The organism is Paraburkholderia sp. J7 (genome assembly GCF_905220155.1).
Lineage (GTDB): Bacteria > Pseudomonadota > Gammaproteobacteria > Burkholderiales > Burkholderiaceae > Paraburkholderia.
Genome location: NZ_CAJMYZ010000003.1, coordinates 226570 through 242539, shown reverse-complemented (window position 1 = coordinate 242539; position 15970 = coordinate 226570). Strand labels below are relative to the sequence as shown.

Here is a 15970-nt window from a genome sequence, read left to right as displayed (position 1 = left end):
TGTGGCAGCGAGCGGGTCGCTAGCGTGTCGCTGCATGACCGAAGGAGGGCATCATGAGACGCCTCTATTTCCTCGCTCCCGACACGACCACGGCGCAGCAGATCGTCGACGATCTGCTGCGCGCGCGCATCACGTGGCGTCATATTCATGTGCTCGCCAATCACAGCGTGGGCCTCGAGCGCTTGCCCGAGGCTTCGCTGCTGCAGCGCAGCGACATCGTGCACGCACTGGAGCGCGGCGTGATGTTCGGCGCTGCGACCGGCGCCGTCGTTGGCCTCGTGGCGCTGATGTTTCCGTTCGAGAACTTCGATATCACGGGCGGCGTGGTCGTTGCGTTGACGATTGCCGGCGCGATATTCGGCGCGTGGGCGGCCGGCATGATTGGCGTGGACGAGCCGAACACGACGCTGACGCGCTTTAACCGTCCGATCGAGGACGGTCAGTTGCTGGTCATGGCCGACGTGCCCGGCTCGCGCGAAGCGGAGATCGAGGCGAGCATCGCCCAGCATGTGCCGCGCGCCGACGTGGAAGGCGCGGAAGCAACGACGCCGATCTTTCCCTGAATGCGCCGGACCGTAAGGCGTGATGCGGCTGCGGCGCGGGCCTGACCGCGTGCGCGCGCCATTAATCGCGCCCCACTTATCAGCGCCGACGCCCCATTTGAGGGCCGTAACGCTCAACCTTTGACAGCCGGGATTGCGCGGCACTGCCCGCGCGCGTCGCCCGCCATCAAAGCCCGGCGCGCCGCGCCGGGCACGCCATTCCCCCGCCAAATCCCGCATTTTGACCGGCTTGCGCCCGCGACAAGGCAAAATACGGGTTTTGAGCCCGCGCCGGGCTCGAGTTTCCCCTGCCGGCCGCCTCCTTCCAGGCATCGATCGGGCCTCGTTGCGAGCCCGGCAGGTCGGCTCGCGTTGCCCGCGAGCCCTCAAGCGATATTGGAGTCGTCTACATGCCCGAATCGAATCTGTCTTTCTTCGGCCGCCTTTCGGTCGCGCTGGGATCGTTCTTCGCGATCCTCGGCGACGGCGAGCTTGCCGCCAATGTGCGCCGTCTGCGTGAAGGCGGGCTCGCACCCGCCGCGGCTGCCCCTGTGCCTGCCGCGGCTCCGGTCGCGAAGCCGGCGTCCGCGCCCGCACCCGCACCAGCACCCACGGTCATCAAGGAAGCGACGCCCGACGCCGCGTTGCAACTGCTCGGCCTGCTCCAGCGCAACGCGCGCTTCGTCGATTTCGTCGAGGAAGACATTGCCGGTTATGCCGATGCGGATATCGGCGCCGCCGCCCGCATCGTCCACGAAGGCTGCCGCGCCACGCTGCGCGACCACTTTGCGATCCGCCCGGTGCGCAGCGAGTCCGAAGGCTCGCGCGTGACGCTGCCGGCCGGCTTCGACGCCGCCGCCGTGCGCCTCACCGGCAACGTGGTCGGCGAGGCCCCGTTCAGCGGCAGCCTCACGCATCGCGGCTGGCGCGTCGAGGAAGTCAAGCTGCCGCAACTCGTCAAGACGCACGACGCGCGCATCATCGCGCCGGCGGAGGTGGAGCTGTGAGCGATCCGCGCTATTCAATTGGCGTCGACCTGGGCACGACGCATTGCGCGTTGTCCTACGTCGACCTCGCCGCCAGCGATGGCGAAAAGACCCAGCAGGGCGTGCTCAACGTGATGCAACTCACGGCGCCGGGCACGCTGGAATCGCCCGACCTGCTGCCTTCGTTTCTCTACTTGCCGCATGCGGGCGAGCTGACGCCGGGCGACCTCACGCTGCCGTGGACCACCACACGCGAGTACGCCGTGGGTGAGCTTGCGCGCAGCCGTGGCGCGGGCACGCCGATTCGCCTCGTCTCGAGCGCGAAGAGCTGGTTGTGCCACCCCGGCGTGGATCGCCGCGCGGCCATTCTGCCCAACGACGCGCCGCCTGAAGTCGCGCGTGTGTCGCCGCTCGAAAGCTCGGTGCGCTATCTCACGCACCTGCGCGAGGCATGGGACCACGCGCATCCCGAGGCGCCGTTCGGCGAGCAGGAGATCACCGTCACGATTCCGGCCTCGTTCGACCCCGCCGCGCGCGAACTGACGGCGGAAGCCGCGCAGGCGGCGGGCTACGCGAACATGACGCTGCTGGAGGAGCCGCAAGCCGCGCTCTATAGCTGGATCCAGAAGAGCGGCGGCGCGTGGCGCAAGGAAGTGAAGGTCGGCGACATCATCCTCGTGGTGGACGTGGGCGGCGGTACGACCGACCTTTCGCTGATCGCCGTGGTCGAGCGCGAAGGCAATCTCGAACTGCACCGCGTAGCCGTGGGCGAGCACATTCTGCTCGGCGGCGACAACATGGACCTCGCGCTCGCGCATGTGGTCGCGCGCAAGCTCGCGACCCAGGGCACGCAAGCGGACCCGTGGCAGCTGCGCGCGCTGACCTATGCGTGCCGCTCGGCGAAGGAAACGCTGCTCTCCGACGCCTCCGTCGATACGGTGCCGATCGTCGTGCCGAGCCGCGGCTCGAAGTTGATCGGCGGGTCGATCCGCACGGAACTCACGCGTGGCGAACTCACGCAGATCATCCTCGAAGGCTTTTTCCCGCAAGTGGACGCCGCCGCGCGCCCGGCAGTGCGTACGCGCGTGGGTCTCACGCAGCTTGGCCTGCCGTATGCGCAGGACGCGGGCGTCACGCGCCATCTCGCGGCCTTCCTCGGCCGCCAGGTGCAAGCGCTCGCGGAACTCGAAGGCTTCGGTGCGCCGCCCGCAGGCGCCACCTTCCTGCATCCCACGGCGGTGCTCTTCAACGGCGGCGTATTCAAGTCGCCGCTGCTCTCGCAACGCGTGCTCGATATCCTGGGCGGCTGGCTCGCGGCCGAGGGCGCGGAGCCCGCACGTCTGCTGGGCGGTGCGGATCTCGACCTCGCGGTGGCGCGCGGCGCAGCCTATTACGGCTATGTGAAGCGCGGCAAAGGCGTGCGCATTCGCGGCGGCACGGCGCGCGCGTACTACGTGGCGGTCGAATCGGCCATGCCGGCCGTGCCGGGGCTCGAGCCGCCGGTTTCGGCGCTCTGCGTCGCGCCCTTCGGCATGGAAGAGGGCACCGAGGCGGCGCTGCCGCCGCAGGAGTTCGGCCTCGTGGTGGGCGAGCCGGTGCACTTCCGTTTCTTCGGCTCTTCGGTGCGGCGTCATGATCAGGTCGGCACGATGCTCGACTACTGGTCGCCTGAAGAATTGCAGGAACTGGAGGAAATCCAGGCCACGCTGCCGACCGAAGGCCGCACGCCGGGCGAAGTCGTGCCCGTGAAGCTGCACGCGCGCGTGACGGAAGCGGGCACGCTGGAGCTCGAAGCGATGCCGAGCGGCACGAACGAGCGCTGGAAGGTCGAGTTCGACGTGCGTGGCGGAGCAGGCAGCTGAGCCCGATGAAGCCATACGTCGTCGGCATCGACCTGGGGACGAGCAATACCGTCGTGGCGTACGTGGAGGCCGGCGGCGACGCGATCCGCGTGTTCGACGTCGAGCAGCTCACCGGCCTCGGAGAAGTGGGCGCGGAAAAGATGTTGCCTTCCGCGCGTTATCACCCGGCGGCGGGCGAACTTGCGGCTGGCGACTTGCGTTTGCCGTGGAGCGCGCCTTCGCAAAGCGATGACGCGGTCATCGGCCGCCTCGCGCGCACGCTCGGCGCGCAGGTGCCGGGGCGGCTCGTGGCGAGCGCCAAGAGCTGGCTCTCGCACGCGGCGGTGGACCGTCTCGCACCGATCCTGCCTTGGGGCGCACCCGACGACGTCACCAAGGTTTCGCCGGTTGCCGCGAGCGCGAGTTATCTCGCGCACGTGCGCGCCGCGTGGAACCATCGTTTCCCGCATGCGCCGCTCGAAGATCAGGACGTCGTGCTGACCGTGCCGGCCTCGTTCGACGACGGCGCGCGCGCGCTCACGCTCGAAGCGGCGCGGCTCGCCAGGCTGCCTGCGCTGCGTCTGCTAGAAGAGCCGCAAGCCGCGTTTTACGACTGGCTGTATCACCATCGCGCGACGCTCGACGCGCAGTTGGGCGCGTCGCGCCTCGTGCTGGTGTGCGACGTGGGCGGCGGCACGACCGACCTCACGCTCATCAAGGTGCAGTTCGAGAACGGCGAGCCGCAGCTCACGCGCATTGGCGTGGGCAATCATCTGATGCTGGGCGGCGACAACATGGACCTCGCGCTCGCGCATCTGGCCGAGAGCCGCCTCGCCAACGCGCAAACGCGGTTGAGCGCGGCGAGCCTCTCGCAGCTCGTGGAGCGCTGCCGTGTCGCGAAAGAGCAGCTGCTCGACGCGAGCGCGCCCGAATCGGTGCCGATTACGCTGCTCGGCGCGGGCGCGCGTCTCGTGGGCGGCGCGCGCACCACGCAGCTTGGCCGCGAGGAAGTCGCGCAGATCGTGGTGGACGGCTTTTTCCCGATGGGCGCTGCCGGCGACCTGCCGCGCCGCTCGCGCGCGGCGATCGTCGAGTTCGGCTTGCCCTATGCCGCCGATCCGGCCATCACGCGCCATATCGCGGCATTTTTGCAGCGCTTCGCCGCGCAGTCGCGCGAGGCGCTGGGGGCCGCGTCAGGCGCAGCCAGCGCAGAAAACACTGCGCTGCCCATGCCCGACGCGCTGCTGCTCAACGGCGGCGTGTTCCGCGCTCGCGCGCTCGCGCAACGTCTGGCCGACACGCTCGGCGCCTGGCGCGGCGAGCCGCTGAACGTACTGCAGAACAACCAGCCCGACGTGGCCGTCGCGCGCGGCGCGGTCGCTTATGCGCTCGCGCGCGCGGGTCACGCGCCGCGCATTGGCGGCGGCTCGCCGCGCAGTTACTTCCTCGTGCTCGACCAAGGCGCGGGCGCCGATGCCGCACCGCGCGGCGTGTGCGTGCTCCCGCGCGGCACGGAAGAAGGCCACGAACTGCATCTGGACGACCGCACGTTCGCATTGCAGCTCGGCCAGCCGGTGCAGTTCCACCTCGCGTCGACCGTGGCCGACACCGCGTGGCAGCCCGGCGAGTTGGCCGATCTGGCTGCGGGCGACTTCGTGCGCCTGCCGCCGCTCGCAACGGTGGTGCCCGCAGGCGGCGATGCGAAGGCGGCGCGCGAGCGTCCCGTCAAGCTCACGACCTCGCTGACCGAAGTCGGCACGCTGGAGATGCACTGCATCGCCACCGACGACGCCTCGCAGCGCTGGCTGCTCGAATTCGCGCTGCGCCGCGCGGAGCACGAGAGTGGTGCGGGCACGGCGAACGGCGAGTCACGCCACGCGGGCCTCGACGACGCCATCGAAGCAATCGAACGCGTGTTCGGCGCGCGCTCCGTCAAGGTCGACGCGAAGGAAGTGAAGCGCCTGCGCGCGCATCTCGAAGAGCGGCTCGGCCCGCGCCAGAACTGGGACGGCCCGCTACTGCGCGAGCTGTTCGGCGCGCTCTGGGAACGTGCGGGCAAGCGCCGGCGCTCCGCCGATCACGAACGCCTGTGGCTGAACCTCGCCGGCTTCAGCCTGCGGCCGGGCTTCGGCTATCCGCTCGACGAATGGCGCGTCGAACAGCTCTGGACGCTCTTCGACGACGGCATCCAGTTTGTCAACGAAGGCCAGGTGTGGTCGGAGTGGTGGACGCTCTGGCGGCGCGCGGCGGGCGGCCTGAACGAGGCGCAGCAGCACGAGGTGCTGGAGGCGATGACGTACCTCGAAGAGGCGGCCGGCTCGAAGCGCCACAAGCTGCCCTTCGACCCCGCGAAGCTGGCCCATGCGGACATGATCCGGCTCTATGCATCGCTCGAGCAGATTGCGGCCGAGCGCAAGGTCGAGATCGGCGAGCGGCTGTTGCAGCGGCTGCAGAAGCCCTCGGAGAATCACCAGACGTGGTGGGCCGTGGGCCGGATCGGCGCGCGCCAGCCGTTCTACGGCAGCGCGCACGGCGTGGTGCCGCCGGAAACCGCCGCGCTTTGGCTCGATGCGATCCTGGCGCTCGACTGGAAAAAAATCGAACCGGCGATGTTTGCCGCTGCGCAGATCGCGCGCATGACGGGCGACCGCTCGCGCGATCTGCCGCCCGAACTGCGCGAGACGGTGGTGCGCCGCATGGAGTCGGCGAATGCCCCGCCCACGTGGGTGACGATGGTGCGCGAAGTCGTCGCGCTCGATACGGCGGACACGGGCCGGGTGTTCGGCGAGGCGCTGCCGGCGGGGCTGAAGCTGATCGCGGGCTGATTCCACACGCGCGACACCTGGCTTCTGCAAGAAGCGCCGCGCGCGTATGATCGAACGCCTGATTCCAACATGAACCACAGCGTGGTTGATCTGCCCATGAATTCTCCTGCCGATGCTTCCTCGCCGCGCACCTTGCGCGCGCTCTCGTCAATCGAGGCGCGTATCGTCGGCGTGCTGGTCGAAAAGCAGCACACGGTGCCCGACACCTATCCGCTTTCGCTCAACGCGCTCACGCTCGGCTGCAACCAGAAGACCGCGCGCACGCCGGTCATGAACGTGAGCGAAGCCGACGTGCTGGCCGCCATCGAAGACCTCAAGCTGCTGAGCCTCGTGTTCGAAGGCAGCAGCAGCCGCGTGCCGCGCTTCGAGCACAACCTGAACCGCGTGCTCGGCGTGCCGAGTCAGGCCGTGGCGCTCCTCACGGTCCTGCTGCTGCGCGGCGCGCAGACGGCGGCGGAATTGCGCCTGAACTCGTCGCGCCTGCACGGGTTCGCCGATGTGTCCTCGGTCGAAGGCTTCCTGGAAGAGCTGGCCGAGCGCGAGCCGCCGCTCGTGGTGAAGCTGCCGCGCGCGCCGGGCGAGCGCGAAAGCCGCTGGATGCATTTGCTGTGCGGCGAAGTGAATACGGCAAGTTTTGCCGTTGCGGGGGCCAGCGCGTCCGGGGCTCGCGAGGAAGGCGGCGAGAGCGTCTCGCTCGCGGACTTCGAGGCGGTGCGCGCCGAGCAGCAGCGTCTCGCCGACGAAGTCGCGCGCCTGCAAGCGCTCGTGGCACGCATGGCCGCCGAACTGGGGATGTCGCTCGACTGAGCGCCGTCTCACCGCCTCACCGCCGCTACATGGACGCCGCCGCATCCTCCGCCCAGCGCCTGCGCCAGGTGCGCGAGCTGCCGTGCCCGCGCGGCTTGCCGCTCATCGGCAACCTCCATCAGCTGAATGCGCCGAGGCTCCATCGCGTGCTCGAACACTGGGCGCAGGAACTCGGCACGCCGTATCGCTTCCAGATCTGCGGCATGCCCGTCACGGTATGGAGCGACGCGGAGCTGAGCCAGAGCGTGATGCGCGAGCGTCCACACCGCTACCGGCGTTACGCGTCGCTCGAACCCGTGCTTGCCGAAATCGGCTGCAACGGCGTGTTCTCGGCCGAGGGCGCGGCGTGGCAGCCACAGCGGCGGCTCGTGATGCAGGCGCTTTCCGTTCCGCACATTCGCGCCTTCTATCCCACGCTGCAAGCCATCACGGCGCGGTTGCACGACCGTTGGCGGCGCGCGGCCGAACGAGGCGACGTGGTCGAGATGACCGACGACCTCAAGCGCTACACGGTGGACGTGACGAGCGCGCTCGCGTTCGGCGAGGACCCGCGCACGCTCGAACAGGAGCGCGGCGTGATCCAGGAGCATCTCGCGCAGATCTTCCCGACGCTCATGCATCGCGTGAACGCGCCGTTTCCGTACTGGCGCTACGTGCGCTTGCCGCGCGACCGCCGCACGGACCGGGCGCTGGCCGAAGTGCATCGCACGATACGCGGCATGATGGCGCGCTCGCGCGAGCGCATGCGTGACGAGCCGTCCTCAATCGACCGTGCGCCGCGCCATCTGCTCGAAGCGATGCTTGCACTGCGCGATCAGCCAGATTCGGAGCCAGGCTCCGACGTGACCGACGACATCATTGCCGCCAACGTGCTCACGCTCTTGCTGGCGGGCGAGGACACCACGGCCAACGCGCTGGCATGGTCGCTCTACTATCTAGGCGCCGACGAACCGCTGCAGCAGCGCCTCGCCGGCGAGGCGCGCGCGGTGCTGGGCGCACACGATGTGTGTCCGGACTATGGCCTCGTGAAGGACCTCGACCTGTTCGAAGCCGTGTGCAGCGAAACGCTGCGCTTTCGCCCCGTGGCCGCGATCATGGCGTTCGAGCCCGTCGAGAACGTGGAGGTGGGCGGCGTCGCGCTGCCCGCCGGTTCGAAGATGTTCTTCCTCACCCGGCCGCCCATGCTCGACGCGCGCCACTACGCACAGCCCGGGCGCTTCGAACCCGACCGATGGCTGCGCGGCCATGCGGGTGCCGATGCCCGCGTGCACGATCCGCGCGCATGGGTGCAGTTCGGCGCGGGGCCGCGTGTGTGTCCGGGGCGGCATCTCGCCGCCATGGAAATGCGGCTCGTGCTCTCCATGCTGACCAACCACTTCAAGGTGAGGCTCGCCGTCGATCCCGCGACGATCGAGGAAATCACGGCGTTCGCGATGGTGCCGAACCGCATGCCGGTGCGGCTGGAATGGCGTACGGACGCTAAGGCAGGTTCTCGCGCAGCACGATGCTGAACTGAATCGGCTTCACCGCGTCGAGCGCGTCGCGTTTGGCGGCGACATTGCGAAAGATCTTCAGACAGTTGCCCACCATCGACTGCGGCGTTTGCGTGATGAGCGCGTCCATGGTGCCGTCGATCAGCAGTGCGCGCGTGTCGGGCGTGAGGCCGTGCCCGATGAACAGGATCTTTTGCTCGGACTTCGCCTCGACGATCGCGCGGCCCACGCCGTCCGAGCCGCCGCCGCTGTTGTAGATGCCCGCGAGATCGGGGTGCTGTTCGAGCAGCCGCCGCGTTTGCTCGTAGTTGCGCTCGCTGTCGTCCTGGCCTTCGCGCAGGCCGATCACGCTCACCTGGGGAAACATCGATTCGACGAGATGCAGAAAACCGATCTCCCGTTCCTCATGGCCGCGATAGTTGAGGCTGCCCGCGATCATCGCGATCTTGCCGCTCGGGCGCGGGCCCATGAAGCGGCCGAGCAGCAAACCCGCCGTGCGTCCCGCCGAACGATTGTCGATCCCCACGTAGGCCAGGCGGCGTGCGTTGGAAAGATCGGAAATGAGGGTGATGGCGGGCACGCCCTGGTCGGCAAGCGTGTTCACGGCGTCGCGCACCACGGGATGCTCCAGCGCCATGAATACCACGCCGTCCGAGCGCTGCCCGGCTTGCAGCAATCGCAGCGCAAGCTCGTTCGGGTTGAAGCTCTCGACATACTGCACGCGGCACTTCATGCCGAGCGCGCTCCATTGCTCGTGAGCGAATTCGATATAGTCGCCGAGCATGCGCAGGTAGCGGTTCGTGCCCGCGGGCAGCAGGAAGGCGATGCGCAGCGGCCGGGCGGACGGCGCTTCGGGCGCGTCCTGCGCGAGCACGTAGCCGAGTTGCGCGGCGGCCTGCAGCACGCGCTGCGCGGTTGCGGCGCGCACGCCCTCGCGGCCGTTGAGCACGCGGTCGACCGTGGCGGTCGAGACGCCCGCCGCCCGCGCCACGTCGGGTATGCGCGCACGTGCCGCGAGCGGCGAAATCGTTTCTGACATGACGTCGTTCCGATCGGAAATCAATCAAAAACCATCAGTTGCGCGGTTTGACAGCGTTTCCTGCGCCACATAGTCTTGCAGCTATCGCGCCGCTGCACACGACGATGATAGGGCAAAGCGAAGCGCGGATGGAATGATGGTTTTTGATGGACTTTGCAAGGCCATCATCTACACGACAATAGTGTTTGGAGACACGTCATGACCAACCAGGTGAGGCGCACGTTGCTGCGTGCCGCCGCCGCGGCGCCGGTGGCCGGCGCACTCGGCTTTCCCGCCATCGTCTGCGCCGCTTCGGCGCCCGAATTCGTCTTCAAGTACGGCAATAACCTGCCGCTCACACATCCGCTCAATATTCGCGCGCAGGAAGCGGCGAATCAGGTGAAGGACGCGTCGAAGGGGCGCATGGAGATCCGCATCTTCCCGAACAACCAGCTTGGCGGCGACACCGACATGCTCGCGCAGGTGCGCAGCGGCGGCATCGAAATGTTCACGCCGTCGTCGCTGGTGGTTTCGACGCTCGCGCCGGCGGTGGCGATCAATGCCGTCGGCTTCGCGTTCAGCGACTACGACCAGGTATGGAAGGCGATGGACGGCTCGCTTGGCGCGTTCGCTCGCGACGCGATGCGCCGCGCCGGCCTCGAATCGTTCGAGAAAATGTGGGACAACGGCTTTCGTCAGACCACCACGAGCAGCGGCCCGATCACGAGCGCGCAGAGCATGAAGGGGCTCAAGATCCGCGTGCCAGTGAGCCCGCTTTCCATCGACATGTTCAAGGGACTCGGCGCCGCGCCTACGAGTCTTCAGTTCAGCGAAGTGTATTCGTCGCTGCAGACGCATATCGTCGATGCACAGGAAAACCCGCTGCCCATCGTGCAGGTCGCCAAACTATACGAAGTCCAGAAGTATTGCTCGCTGACCAACCACATCTGGGACGGCTACTGGTTCGTGCTCAACCCGCGCGCCTGGCAGCGCTTGCCGAAGGACCTGCAAGGCGTGGTGAGCGACGCTTTCAACCAGGCGGCGATCAGGCAGCGCCAGGATGTGGCGAAGCTCAATGGCGCCGCAGTGGCCGACCTCAAGAGCAAGGGGCTCGCGATCAACCAGCCTGCGCCCGAGACGTTCCGCACGGCGTTGCGCCAGGCGGGCTTCTACGCGCAGTGGCAGGGCCGCTTCGGCAATCAGGCGTGGGACCTGCTCGAGCAGACCGTGGGCAAGCTCGCCTGAGAGTGCGGTGGTGAAACGATTGAGCCGCGAAACGGCGCGAGGACCCAGCATCATGACCGATCAGGCATTGCACCCGGCCGAAGCCGACGCGATGGACGCCACCAGTGCGCGCGCTTCGAAGAGCGCATGGCGTCGCGCGCTGCGCGTGTTCGACCGCGCGCTCGTCACGCTCGTGGAGGCGTGCGCGGCGGCGCTTCTCGCGGTGGAGATCGTGGTGCTGCTTGCCGGCGTGATCTCGCGCTACGCCTTTCACGCGCCCTTTGTCTGGTCCGACGAACTCACCGGCATTCTGTTCATGTGGCTCGCCATGCTGGGCGCGGTGCTCGCGCTGCGACGCGGCGAGCATATGCGCATGACGGCGTTCGTCGGACGTTTATCGCCGCGTGCTCGCGCGTTCGTCGATACCTTCGCGATTTGCGCCTCGATCGCGTTTCTCGCGCTGCTGCTGCAACCGGCATACGATTTTGCCTCGGGTGAGGTGCCCATCCTGACCCCGGCACTGCAGATCAGCGACGCCTGGCGCGCTGCCGCGCTGCCCATCGGCACTGCGCTCATGCTGATCGTCGGGTTGCTTCGGCTTGCGCAGGTGGGCCGAGCGCGCGACGTGCTGGCGATGCTGGCGCTCGCCGTCGCGATTGGCGTGCTGGCGGTGCAGGCCGGTCCCTGGCTGCAGTCGCTCGGCAAGCTCAACCTCGTCATCTTTTTCGTGGGCGTGGTGGCGATCGGCATCTTTTCCGGCGTGCCGATCGGCTTTTCGTTCGCGCTCGCGACCTTTGGCTACCTGAGCCTCACGACGTTCACGCCGATGGAAGTGATGGTCGGCCGCATGGACGAAGGCATGTCGCATCTCGTGCTGCTCGCCGTGCCGCTCTTCGTGTTTCTGGGGCTGTTGATCGAAATGACGGGCATGGCGCGAGCGATGATTGAATTTCTCGCGGGGCTGGTCGGGCATTTGCATGGCGGCCTCTCGTACGTGCTGATCGGCGCGATGTATCTGGTGTCGGGCATCTCCGGATCGAAGGTCGCGGACATGGCCGCCATCGCCCCGGTGCTCTTTCCCGAGATGAAAAAGCGCGGCGCAAACGAGGGCGATCTCGTTGCACTGCTCGCCACCACGGGCGCACAGAGCGAGACGATTCCGCCGAGCATCGTGCTCATCACGATCGGCTCGGTCACGGGGTTGTCGATCTCGGCGCTTTTCACGGCGGGCATGCTGCCCGCGGCGTTGCTCGCCGTGATCCTGTGCACCGTGGTGTGGTGGCGCTATCGCAAGGAGGACCTGAGCGGCGCGCAGCGTTTCTCGCGCCGCGAGATTGGCCGCATGCTCGTGATCGCCGCGCCCGCGCTCGCGCTGCCGTTCGTGATTCGCGCCGCCGTGGTCGAAGGCGTGGCGACCGCGACCGAAGTGTCGACCATCGGCATCGCGTACACGATGGTGATCGGCCTCTTGGTCTACCGGCGCTTCGAATGGCGGCGGCTCGGCCGCATGCTGGTGGACGCCGCCACGCTTTCGGGCGCAATCCTCTTCATCATCGGCTGTGCGACAGCGATGGCCTGGGCGCTCACGCAATCGGGCTTCTCACAGGATCTCGCGCAACTGATGGGGGCGATGCCGGGCGGATCGTATGGATTCCTTGCGGTTTCGATTCTTGTGTTCGCACTGCTCGGCAGCGTGCTTGAAGGCATTCCGGCCATCGTGCTGTTCGGGCCGCTGCTGTTTCCGATTGCGCGCACGGCGGGCGTGAACGAGATCCACTACGCCATCGTCGTGATTCTCTCGATGGGGCTCGGGCTCTTTTCGCCGCCGTTCGGCGTGGGCTACTACTCGGCGTGCGCCATCAGCAAGGTCAATCCCGATGCCGGCATCAAACCGATTGTGGGCTATATGTGCGCGCTATTCGTGGGTCTCGTGCTGATCGCCGCCATTCCCTGGATTTCCACCGGCTTTCTCTAACCCAACCGTTGCGGGCAGTCGTCGAAGGTGTCGTGCATGCAAGTGCGCAACGCCTCGGTGACGCTCGTTCTTCAATCCTTGCAGCAGTGTGGAGAGTGTTATGAGCCGCTTCTTCGGCGAGATTCGGCAGGCCGGTTATGTCGTGCGCGACATCGAAGCCGCCATGGACTACTGGAGCCGCGTGCTCGGCGTGGGCCCCTGGTTCTACAACGAACGCGTGCCGATCGAGAATTACCGCTATCGCGGCGAGGCCTACGAGGTGCACAACTCGGTGGCGCTCGCGAACTCAGGGCCATTGCAGGTCGAACTGATCCAGACGCGCAATGACGCGCCCTCCATGTACCGCGATTTTCTCGCGGCGGGCCACACGGGCCTGCAGCACAACGCCTACTGGACCACGAACTTCGACGCCGATCTCGAGCGCCTGCAGGGTCTGGGCTTCAAGGTGGCGATGAGCGGCGAGGTGGGGCGCAACGGGCGCTTCGTCTACTTCGACACGCAAACGCATCCGGGCACCGTGATCGAGCTTTCCGAGGTGGCGGGGCCGAAGGGCAAGCTCTTCGATCTCATCCGCGCGCAGTCCGCGGGCTGGGACGGCAGCGAGCCGGTGCGCGCGTTCCCCGATCTGGCGGCGCTATGAGCGCCGGTATCGAAGCCGTCGGCTCAGATCGTCTCGAAGCCGACTACCTGATCGAAACACCACTCGATCTTGCGCGCGTGGCCGACGTGATGGCCGGGGAGCAGTCGAGCGGCACGTTCGTGCGCGTGCACAACGAAACCGATGCGCTGCGCGAGCGCAGCCGCGCGACGGTGGTCCGAGTCGACGAGATCGAAGCGGTGCGGCAACCGAGCCTCGCGAGCGCATGGCTCGCGCGTGAGGGCGTGGACGGACCGTACCGGCGCGCGCGCGTGACGCTCTCGTTTCCCATTGCGAATATCGGCGCGAACCTGCCAACGCTGGCGGCGACTGTAGCGGGCAATTTGTACGATCTCGGCGAAACGACCGGCATGCGCCTGCTCTCGCTAAGGCTCCCGGCCAACTATCGCGCGCGGTTCGAACTGCCGCGCCACGGCGTGCGCGGCACGCGCGAGTTGACCGGCGTGACGCGCGGACCGGTAATCGGCACCATCATCAAGCCCAACGTCGGCATGGATGCAATGGAGACGGCCACGCTCGTGCGCGGCCTGTGCGAGGCGGGCGTCGATTTCATCAAGGACGACGAAGTATGTGCGAACCCGGCACACGCCCCAATCGAAGCGCGCATACGCGCCGTGATGAATGAAGTGAGGCGCTACCGCGAGCGCACCGGCCGCAACGTGATGATCGCCTTCAATATCACCGACGAACTCGACGCCATGCGCCGCCACGCCGACCTCGTGGAGCACGAAGGGGGCGCGTGTGTGATGGCGAGCATCAACTGGTGCGGCTTCTCCGCCATCCAGGCGCTGCGCCGGGCCACGCCGCTCGTGCTGCACGCGCACCGCAACGGCTACGGCATGATGTCGCGCGATCCCGCGCTCGGCATGTCGTTTCAGGCTTATCAAACGCTTTGGCGGCTCGCGGGCGTCGATCACATGCATGTGCACGGACTCGGCGGAAAATTCGCGCAGTGCGATGCGGAGGTGATCGAGTCGGCCCGCGACTGCGCGACGCCGCTCACGCGCGCGTTCGAAGACGCGGTAATGCCCGCGTTTTCGTCGGGGCAATGGGCGGGCACCGCGCGCGCGACGGGCGAGGCGGTGCCGAACGCCGACCTGCTGTTCATGTGCGGCGGCGGCATTCTCGCACATCCGGACGGCGCGGCGGCAGGCGTGACGAGCGTGCGCGAGGCTTGGGCGGCGATCGAGGCGGGCGTCGATGTCGACAGTTACGCACGTGAGCGGCCCGCATTGCAGCGCGCGCTGCAGTTCTTCGGTGCAAGACGATGAGCGCGCCTGCCTACGCGTTTTATGGCGACGATTTTACCGGCGCGACGGACACGCTCGCGCATCTCGCACGGGCGGGCCTGCGCACGAGGCTATTTCTTCGCATACCTGATGATTCGAGTGTCGCCCGTGCTGGAACGCTTGATGCGATCGGCGTGGCGGGGGCTGCGCGCTCGATGGCGCCGGCGGCCATGCGCCAGGAACTCGATGCGGTGGGCGCGCGCTTTGCCGCGCTAGGCGTGCGCGTGATGCACTACAAGGTGTGCTCCACGTTCGACAGCGCGGCGGGAGTGGGCAGTATTGGCGTCGCGGTGCGCTCGCTGGGGGCGCATTTCGCGCACCCGTTGCGGATGGTGGTGGGCGGGCAGCCCGATTTACAGCGTTACTGCGTGTTCGGTCAGCTGTTTGCGGCGACGGGGGCGGACGGCCGCCTGCCGGTATATCGCATCGACCGGCATCCCACCATGAGCCGGCACCCGGTCACGCCGATGCACGAAGCGGATCTGTGCCGGCATTTGCGTGCTCAAGGCCTGGAAGATGTCGTATCGATCGACTGGCGCGCCTATGCGTCAGGCGAGCGTGTGCTGATGGCGCGTGTTGAAGAAGCGTTGGGGCCCAGGCCCGATGCGTTGCTGTTCGACGTGCAAGATGAAGCGCATTTGCGCGCGATAGGGCGGCTGATGCGAGATTGCGCCGCGCAACGGCCCTTGCTGGCCGTCGGGGCCAGCAGTGTTGCGCAGGCGTGGGTGCTGGCGGACGACGCGCGCCCAGGCGCTGCGCCGTGCAACGGCGAGCGGGTGGCGCCCGCGCAAGGACCCGTTTTCGTGCTGGCGGGCAGCCTTTCACCGCGCACGCAAGCCCAGATCGAAGCGGCGATTTCGTACCTGCGCGTGCCCCTCGAGCCCTTACGCATGATCGGCGAACGAGAAGGCGAGGCGTATTTGCGCGAACAGATCAATGTGATTGGGGCTGCGCTTGCTCAGGGACGCAACGTCCTGGCCTATACCGACCGCACACGCGTCGAAGAAGCTGCCGAAGGCCGGCGAAACGCGCTGGCGCTTGCATGCGGCGCATTGCTGGACGGCGTGCTGCGGCGTGCGCCGGTGCGCCGGGTGGGTGTGGCGGGCGGCGATACGTCGAGTTTCGCCGTGCGTGCGCTCGGGGCGCGGGCGCTTTCGTATTGCGCGTCGCTCGCGCCGGGCGTTGCGCTATGCCGCCTTCACGCCGATGAGGCCCGCCTTGACGGCCTGGAACTCATGCTCAAGGGTGGACAGATGGGTGACGCCGATCTGTTCGAGCGACTGATTGCCGGGTGAGTCGATCGGCGCGCGAG

General features: G+C 67.6%; 12 protein-coding genes. 11 read left to right on the top strand and 1 reads right to left on the bottom strand.

The genetic code is table 11. The features are described 5' to 3' along the window. Positions 1–53: 53 nt before the first annotated feature. The 6 genes from U5A58_RS06615 (at position 54) to U5A58_RS06590 (ending at position 8512) form a co-directional block, all read left to right on the top strand. Positions 54–563, top strand: coding sequence for a DUF1269 domain-containing protein (locus tag U5A58_RS06615; RefSeq protein WP_321936552.1), 510 nt, complete (start codon positions 54–56; stop codon positions 561–563). A 389-nt stretch (positions 564–952) separates the two neighbouring features. Next, positions 953–1549 carry a DUF2760 domain-containing protein gene (locus tag U5A58_RS06610; RefSeq protein ID WP_321960804.1) on the top strand — a complete coding sequence of 199 codons (597 nt, stop codon included), beginning with the start codon at positions 953–955 and terminating at the stop codon, positions 1547–1549. After that, a complete protein-coding gene (locus tag U5A58_RS06605; protein ID WP_321960803.1) occupies positions 1546–3390 on the top strand; it encodes an Hsp70 family protein in 1845 nt (614 codons plus the stop codon). The genes U5A58_RS06610 and U5A58_RS06605 overlap by 4 nt, the downstream gene beginning before the upstream one ends. Positions 3391–3395: 5 nt before the next feature. Beyond that, positions 3396–6194: an Hsp70 family protein gene (locus U5A58_RS06600; protein WP_321960802.1), complete on the top strand. Its 2799-nt coding sequence runs from the start codon at positions 3396–3398 to the stop codon at positions 6192–6194. Between the two features lie 96 nt (positions 6195–6290). Continuing rightward, complete coding sequence (locus tag U5A58_RS06595; protein WP_321960955.1) at positions 6291–7001, top strand: YceH family protein; 711 nt, start codon at positions 6291–6293, stop codon at positions 6999–7001. A 29-nt stretch (positions 7002–7030) separates the two neighbouring features. After that, positions 7031–8512, top strand: a complete 1482-nt coding sequence (locus tag U5A58_RS06590) for a cytochrome P450 (RefSeq protein ID WP_321960801.1) — start codon at positions 7031–7033, stop codon at positions 8510–8512. Here U5A58_RS06590 and U5A58_RS06585 read toward each other — a convergent pair. Continuing rightward, positions 8481–9533, bottom strand: coding sequence for a LacI family DNA-binding transcriptional regulator (locus U5A58_RS06585; protein WP_321960800.1), 1053 nt, complete (start codon positions 9531–9533; stop codon positions 8481–8483). The genes U5A58_RS06590 and U5A58_RS06585 overlap by 32 nt on opposite strands. Before the next feature lie 198 nt (positions 9534–9731). On the opposite strand from U5A58_RS06585, the gene U5A58_RS06580 reads away from it, so the two are divergent. The 5 genes from U5A58_RS06580 to U5A58_RS06560 all read left to right on the top strand — a co-directional run bounded on the left by U5A58_RS06580 (position 9732) and on the right by U5A58_RS06560 (position 15953). Beyond that, positions 9732–10757 (top strand): TRAP transporter substrate-binding protein, encoded by a 1026-nt coding sequence (locus U5A58_RS06580; protein WP_321960799.1) that lies wholly within the window; start codon positions 9732–9734, stop codon positions 10755–10757. A 52-nt stretch (positions 10758–10809) separates the two neighbouring features. Further along, a complete protein-coding gene (locus U5A58_RS06575) occupies positions 10810–12711 on the top strand; it encodes a TRAP transporter large permease subunit (RefSeq protein ID WP_321960798.1) in 1902 nt (633 codons plus the stop codon). Positions 12712–12811: 100 nt separating this feature from the next. Further along, positions 12812–13351 carry a VOC family protein gene (locus U5A58_RS06570; RefSeq protein ID WP_321910106.1) on the top strand — a complete coding sequence of 180 codons (540 nt, stop codon included), beginning with the start codon at positions 12812–12814 and terminating at the stop codon, positions 13349–13351. After that, positions 13348–14640, top strand: coding sequence for a ribulose-bisphosphate carboxylase large subunit family protein (locus U5A58_RS06565; RefSeq protein WP_321960797.1), 1293 nt, complete (start codon positions 13348–13350; stop codon positions 14638–14640). The genes U5A58_RS06570 and U5A58_RS06565 overlap by 4 nt, the downstream gene beginning before the upstream one ends. Then, a complete protein-coding gene (locus U5A58_RS06560) occupies positions 14637–15953 on the top strand; it encodes a four-carbon acid sugar kinase family protein (RefSeq protein WP_321960796.1) in 1317 nt (438 codons plus the stop codon). The genes U5A58_RS06565 and U5A58_RS06560 overlap by 4 nt, the downstream gene beginning before the upstream one ends. Positions 15954–15970: the final 17 nt, after the last annotated feature.

Excerpts from the sequence above, each read along its gene's own strand:
- U5A58_RS06615 (WP_321936552.1), top strand. The coding sequence starts at position 54 with ATGAGACGCCTCTATTTCCTCGCTCCCGACACGACCACGGCGCAGCAG.
- U5A58_RS06610 (WP_321960804.1), top strand. The coding sequence starts at position 953 with ATGCCCGAATCGAATCTGTCTTTCTTCGGCCGCCTTTCGGTCGCGCTG.
- U5A58_RS06600 (WP_321960802.1), top strand. The coding sequence starts at position 3,396 with ATGAAGCCATACGTCGTCGGCATCGACCTGGGGACGAGCAATACCGTC.
- U5A58_RS06595 (WP_321960955.1), top strand. The coding sequence starts at position 6,291 with ATGAATTCTCCTGCCGATGCTTCCTCGCCGCGCACCTTGCGCGCGCTC.
- U5A58_RS06590 (WP_321960801.1), top strand. The coding sequence starts at position 7,031 with ATGGACGCCGCCGCATCCTCCGCCCAGCGCCTGCGCCAGGTGCGCGAG.
- U5A58_RS06585 (WP_321960800.1), bottom strand. The coding sequence starts at position 9,533 with ATGTCAGAAACGATTTCGCCGCTCGCGGCACGTGCGCGCATACCCGAC.
- U5A58_RS06580 (WP_321960799.1), top strand. The coding sequence starts at position 9,732 with ATGACCAACCAGGTGAGGCGCACGTTGCTGCGTGCCGCCGCCGCGGCG.
- U5A58_RS06575 (WP_321960798.1), top strand. The coding sequence starts at position 10,810 with ATGACCGATCAGGCATTGCACCCGGCCGAAGCCGACGCGATGGACGCC.
- U5A58_RS06570 (WP_321910106.1), top strand. The coding sequence starts at position 12,812 with ATGAGCCGCTTCTTCGGCGAGATTCGGCAGGCCGGTTATGTCGTGCGC.
- U5A58_RS06565 (WP_321960797.1), top strand. The coding sequence starts at position 13,348 with ATGAGCGCCGGTATCGAAGCCGTCGGCTCAGATCGTCTCGAAGCCGAC.
- U5A58_RS06560 (WP_321960796.1), top strand. The coding sequence starts at position 14,637 with ATGAGCGCGCCTGCCTACGCGTTTTATGGCGACGATTTTACCGGCGCG.